Source organism: Sulfurovum sp. bin170 (assembly GCF_010892395.1).
Lineage (GTDB): Bacteria > Campylobacterota > Campylobacteria > Campylobacterales > Sulfurovaceae > UBA1140.
Window position 1 is genome coordinate 1 of record NZ_JAACKB010000375.1, and the last position, 6562, is coordinate 6562.

General features: G+C 36.0%; 2 protein-coding genes. Both read left to right on the forward strand.

Translation table 11 applies throughout. The features are described 5' to 3' along the window. Window positions 1-2 precede the first annotated feature (2 nt). Window positions 3-1373, forward strand: a complete 1371-nt coding sequence (locus GSY74_RS08930) for an FAD-dependent oxidoreductase (protein WP_164664760.1) — start codon at window positions 3-5, stop codon at window positions 1371-1373. Between the two features lie 252 nt (window positions 1374-1625). Further along, the gene (gene dnaE / locus GSY74_RS08935; RefSeq protein ID WP_164664761.1) at window positions 1626-6497 is read left to right on the forward strand and encodes a DNA polymerase III subunit alpha; all 4872 of its coding nucleotides are present in this window, start codon (window positions 1626-1628) and stop codon (window positions 6495-6497) included. Window positions 6498-6562 lie beyond the last annotated feature (65 nt).

Consider the following 6562-nt stretch of genomic DNA (forward strand, 5'->3'; position numbering starts at 1 on the left):
TAATTAATAAAATTTTTGATACAGCAATTGTAGGTGGTGGTGTGGCAGGGACTTCTCTGCTCTTTACTTTGGCAAAATATACCGACATAAATAATATCATTCTCTTTGAGAAGTATGATGAGGTGAGTCAACTCAACTCAAACCCAAAGGCAAACTCACAAACACTTCATGTGGGAGATATTGAAACCAACTATACTTATGAAAAAGCACAAATAGTAAAAAGAGCTTCATCTATGGTGAGTAACTATATTCACAATTTTGGTGAGGTTAACAAAATCGGTTTTATTCGTGACAAGATGGTACTAGCTGTTGGAGAAGATGAGATAGAGCAACTAAAAGAGAGATATGAGGAGTTTAAAACTCTCTATCCATATCTTGAACTTTGGGATGAGAAGAAGCTACAAAAACTTGAACCAAAACTCTTGAAGGGGCGAAAAGAGCCAATCTTGGCGATGGGTGCAACTGGACAGATTACAACAGTTGATTTCAAAAAGCTAAGTGAAAGTTTTGCTCAACAAGCCCTTGATACAGACAAAAACATACAGATGCGTTACAATGAAGAGGTGACAAAGATAGAGAGAAATAGTGACAATAGCTATACTATTACAACAGATACAACCTCATTCCAAGCCAAAAGCGTAGTTGTAAATGCTGGTTCTTACTCTCTACTCTTTGCACAAGATATGGGCTATGGAAAAGACCTCGCTATCTTGCCAATTGGTGGTAGTTTCTTCTTTACCAAAGAGAAGCTATTAGATAGAAAAGTCTATACTATGCAGAATCCAAAGCTACCATTTGCCGCGATTCACGCAGACCCTGATATGACACAAAACTGGAACACAAGATTTGGACCAACAGCATTTGCACTGCCAAAACTAGAGCGATACCACGAGCTACATATCAGAGACCTTGTTCATGCACTCAATATTGACAAAGATGCTACAGAGGTCTATCTCAATCTATTTAGAGACTCTACTATCCGTAAGTATATTCTTCGAAATATGTTAGAGGAGTTACCACTAATAGGCAAAGAGGTTTTTGTCCATGATGCACAAAAGGTCATACCATCACTAAAAGCGAGTGATATTGAGTATGCTGATGGATATGGTGGAATGCGTCCACAGATTGTTGACAAGAAAAATCATGAGTTGCTGTTGGGTGAAGCAAAGCTTGAAGAGGATGGGATTATATTCAATATGACACCAAGCCCAGGGGCGACGAGTTCTCTATCTATTGCTATGCAGGACACTATAGAAATCTGTAAACATCTTGGCAAAAAGTTTGATGAGAAGAGGCACAGAGAGGAGATTGAGTCTTTGAAATCTCCTAGAGTGTTAAATCCTAGTGCCGTAAAAGAAGAGATTACTGTGTAAGAACTGTAGGGTGTCAATTTATTGCACCTCTTTTTTATCTATCAATTTTATATTTGGTGCAATAAATTGCACCCTACGATTGAAATGCATAGGTTCTTACACCGTCTATTAAGAGGTGTAGGTCTAATTGCTATTCAGACTTACCATCCCCATAATTCTCATAATCTTTAGGGCTATTAATAGTCTCATTATTTTCAAACAAAAAAAATGTTATATTGGCAAACAGTATATGCTAAAAAGGTAACTATTTATATGTCAGATAAACCAAAATTCACCCACCTACACCTACACACCGAATACTCTATGCTAGATGGTGCAAATAAGATAAAAGTCCTAGCCAAAAAGATAAAAGAGCTAGGCATGAACTCGGTTGCCATGACCGACCACGGCAATATGTTTGGGGCTATTGATTTCTATAATACCATGCGTAAAGAGGGGATTAAACCCATAATTGGGATGGAGGCTTATATTCATAATGAAGAGGAGATTGGCGATAAGAGTACGCGTAAACGCTTTCACCTTTGTCTCTATGCCAAAAATGAGATAGGTTATAAAAACTTGATGTTTCTTAGCTCACAGGCTTATATCAAGGGGTTCTACTACTACCCACGAATCAATTGGGATTTGCTAAAAAACAACTCCGAAGGGCTTGTCTGCTCTTCTGCTTGTCTGCAAGGGGAGATAAATTGGAACTTGAATCTATCTGATAAAAATCTGAAAAATGGAGCCAAAGGGTATGAGGAGGCAAAAGCAGTTGCCTTGCGTTACAAAGAGGTTTTTGGGGATGACTTCTATATGGAGATGATGCGTCATGGGATTGACCATCAGTACGATATAGACAAGCAGATTATTCAACTCTCACAAGAGACAGGCATCAAGATTATCGCTACCAATGATACGCACTATACACTACAAAAAGATGCAGATGCACATGAGGCGTTTATGTGTATCGCGATGAACAAACTCTATGATGACCCAAACCGTCTGCGTCACTCGGTGCATGAGTTTTATGTAAAGTCACCTGAACAGATGGCACAACTTTTTGCCGATATTCCTGAAGCTGTAACTAATACACAAGAGATAGCTGATAAGTGCAACTTGGAGATAAAGCTAGGTAATCCGACTCCACCTAACTTTAAATTTACCCAACAGGTAGCAAAAGAGGAGGGAATAACTCTTCCTGATGAGATTGAGTATTCGCTTGAATCAGATATTGTTCTGTTTAATCACTTGTGCCAAAAGGGTCTTGAAAAACGATTAGAGATAGTTCCCAAAGAGAAGCATGAGGAGTATAGAGATAGGCTTCAAGTGGAGATGGATATTATTAACAATATGAAATTCCCTGGTTATATGCTTATCGTTTGGGAGTTTGTGGATGCAGCTAAACAGATGGATATTCCTGTGGGGCCAGGGAGAGGTTGTTTGACAAAAGATGCTTTGGTTTATACTCTAAATAAAGATAAAATAGAAACTGTTAATATTGATAAAGTAAAGGTAGGAGATTTAGTCTTAAGTCACAATAACAGACCTCAAAAAGTTACAGAGTGTTTTGAGTATGAGATAGAGGAGGAGCTATTAACTATCTCTACATTTTATGGTGATTTTCTAAACAATATTACACTTACCAAAGACCATAAGATATATATTGGAGATAATGAGTGGAAGGAGGCAAAGGATATAACTACTAAGGATTGGCTTGTTGTACCTATACCTCAATATCGTATTAAAAAAATTCAAGAGTTTGACCTGTTAAAGTTTTGCAATATTGACTATAGAGAGGAGAATGATTATCTAATCTACACCTACTCTCAAAACAGACAGAATGATTTTAGTATTAAAGACTTATCACAAAAAATTCCTAAAACAAAAGCAACTATCAAAAAATATTATAACTATCTAGTTGGTAAAAATGTTAATATCAAAGATGAAACGATTAGAGATATAGAAGAGTATATTTTCCAAAAATTTAGTTCAACCGATGATTGGGTCACTTATATTAATGAACTAAACCGAAGAAAAGTAAAAAGGTATCTAAAAAATAGTTATTATTTTAGAAAATATCTTGGTAGGTGGATAGGTGATGGTCATATCAGAAAAGATATGGAGAGAAAATGTGTCTCTGTGGTATTTCATAAAAATGATAAAAAAGGTATAGATGAGACATTGGCTTTTATAGAAGAGAATGGTTATGATTACTCTTTGCTAAAAACTAAATCCATTATAGATATAAACATACATGATAAATTTCTACATGCCTTTTTTGCAAAAACTTTTAGTGATTATAGATTTGAATCAAACTCAAAATATATTCCTAATTTTGTATTTAGTCTGCCTAAACAGGAGATTTTAGAGGTGTTAGATGGTTACATATCTGCTGATGGATATACGACAAATGATAGAATCAAAACTACAACTGTATCTAAAACACTTGCTATGCAGACACGAAAACTTCTTTTTCAACTAGGCATTCCTTCAACAGTTCGAGAAGATAAAAGAGTCATGACATCTATTCAATTAAAAGAGGGCAATACTACATATACTATAAATATACCTTCTAATGGCTCAATATATAACATTCCAAAACAGCGACAAAATATATATAAAATAGAAAAAGAGTTTATAAAATTAAAAGTTAGAAAAGTAGAGGAACAGAAAAAAGAGAAAACAAAAGTTTATGATTTTACAGTAGAGAATGACCACTCCTATACAACTTCAAACTATATAGTACACAATTCCGCCGCAGGTTCCCTTGTCGCCTACTCACTGGAAATCACCGATATTGACCCTATGCCCTACGGACTACTGTTTGAGCGATTCTTGAACCCTGAGAGAGTTTCCATGCCAGATATTGATATGGATTTCTGTCAAGCGAGACGGCAAGAGATACTCGATTATGTTATAGATAAATATGGACGAGTGAATGTGGCACAGATTATTACTTTTGGTAAACTACAGGCAAAAGGGGTAATTCGTGATGTAGCAAGGGTTCTTGATATGCCATACTCTCAAGCAGATGCAATGGCAAAGCTGATTCCTGATGAGTTGGGGATAAATTTGACTGACTCTTATGCAAAAGAGCCAAAGATTAAAGAGCTATGTGAGACCAATCCACTGGCAAAACGAACATGGACTTATGCCTTGGCACTAGAGGGTCTAAACCGAAATGCAGGTACTCACGCCGCAGGGGTTGTTATCTCCAATGAGCCACTGTGGAAAAAGACACCTCTATTTAAACCAACAGGGCAAAATACAATAGCTACTCAATACAATGGTAAATATGTAGAGGATGTTGACCTTATCAAATTTGACTTTTTGGGACTGAAGACACTTACTGTAATCGAGGAAGCACTCAAACTTGTTGAGATTCGACATGGAAAGAGGATTGACTTTACCAAAGAGGATGTAAATGACAAAGAGGTATATGAGTATATCTCATCAGGTGATACTCTTGGACTCTTTCAGATAGAGTCAGCAGGTATGCAGGATTTGGCAAAGAAACTTAAGCCTGATGGATTTGAAGATATTATTGCGATGTTGGCACTCTATCGTCCTGGACCTATGGAGTCTGGGATGCTTGATGACTTTGTGGAGAGAAAACATGGACGGGCAGAGATTACTTATAGTTTTCCAGAGCTTGAACCTATATTAAAGCCTACATATGGAGTTATTGTTTATCAAGAGCAAGTTATGCAGATTGTGCAGACTATTGGTGGATTTAGCCTTGGTGGGGCTGACTTGGTTCGTAGGGCTATGGGTAAGAAGATTAAAGAGGAGATGGACAAGCTCAAGGCACAGTTTGCAGATGGGGCTAGTGAAAAAGGTTTTGATAGAAGAAAATCAGAAGAGCTATTTGACCTGATTGTAAAGTTTGCTGGGTATGGTTTTAACAAATCTCACTCGGCTGCTTATGCTATGATTACTTTTTATACTTCTTTTTTAAAGCACTATTATCCTACGGAGTTTATGGCTGCGATTTTGACACTAGAGAAAAACAACACAGATAAAGTTGTTAAATATGTAGATGAACTTAAGAGTCTTAATATAGAGCTTCGTCCACCAAACATCAACCGTTCACTACTAGTGTTTCAAGCTGATGAGATAGATGGGAAAAAAGTTGTATTTTTTGGTATGGGTGCATTAAAAGGTGCTGGAGATGTAGCAATTAATTCTATTATTGCCACCCGTGATAAAGGTGGTGATTTTAAAGATATAAATGATTTTGTTTCACGCATAGATGCTTCAAAAGTAAATAAACGAGTTATTGAATCACTTGCAAAATCAGGAGCATTTGATGATTTTGGTCACTCACGACATGCTTTAATAAGCCAAGTAGAAACTATTAGTGAAATAGCTGGACAAGCAACTAAAGTAAAGAAAGAAGCTGAAAAAAGACCAACACTTTGGGGGGATGATAATGATGAAATTACATCATTGTCTGTAGATATTAAACCTATGCCTGAATATGATTTATTAGATATTTTAGCTATAGAAAAAGAGTCATTAGGTTTCTATGTATCAGGTCACCCACTAGATAAGTATAGAGAGCAGTTAGATGAGATAAATTATACACTTAGTTCTGAGATAGAGGATTTGGCTGATGGTTCACAGGCTCTGCTTATTGGTAAGATAGAGGATATTACTACTCGAATCTCTAAAAAAGGGAATAAGTTTGGTATTGCTAATATTATGGATCTGCATGGGAATATTGAGTTGATGCTTTTTGAGAATCGTCTCAAAGAGTTGGATGAGGATTTTAACCTAGACAAACCTATAGCTTTTAAGGTGAGGATTACCAAAGATGGTGATTTTACTCGAATGAATATCTTGAAAATTGAGTCGCTCAAAGATGCCAAAAAAGAGAAAATAAAAGTAAAAAAAGAGGTTAAATATGTTCCAGAAGAGATTTTACCAACACTCTCTTTGGCTATTAATCTGATGCCTGATGTTAGTGTAATTGAGGAGCTATATTGTCTGGCACAAAAACACCGAGGAAAACATCCATTAGAGTTACGAATCAAGTCTAAATTGTCTGATGTGATTATTGAATCTAAAATGAAAGTTAGTCAAATGATTATTGCAGAAGCTAAAGAGATGGGGGTCTATTTGGAGGAAAAACTAATTTAAGTTTTAAATATTTGTTATTATATATAAACGAAATACAACCTGTTTTCTTTTTTTAAGCTTAAAAA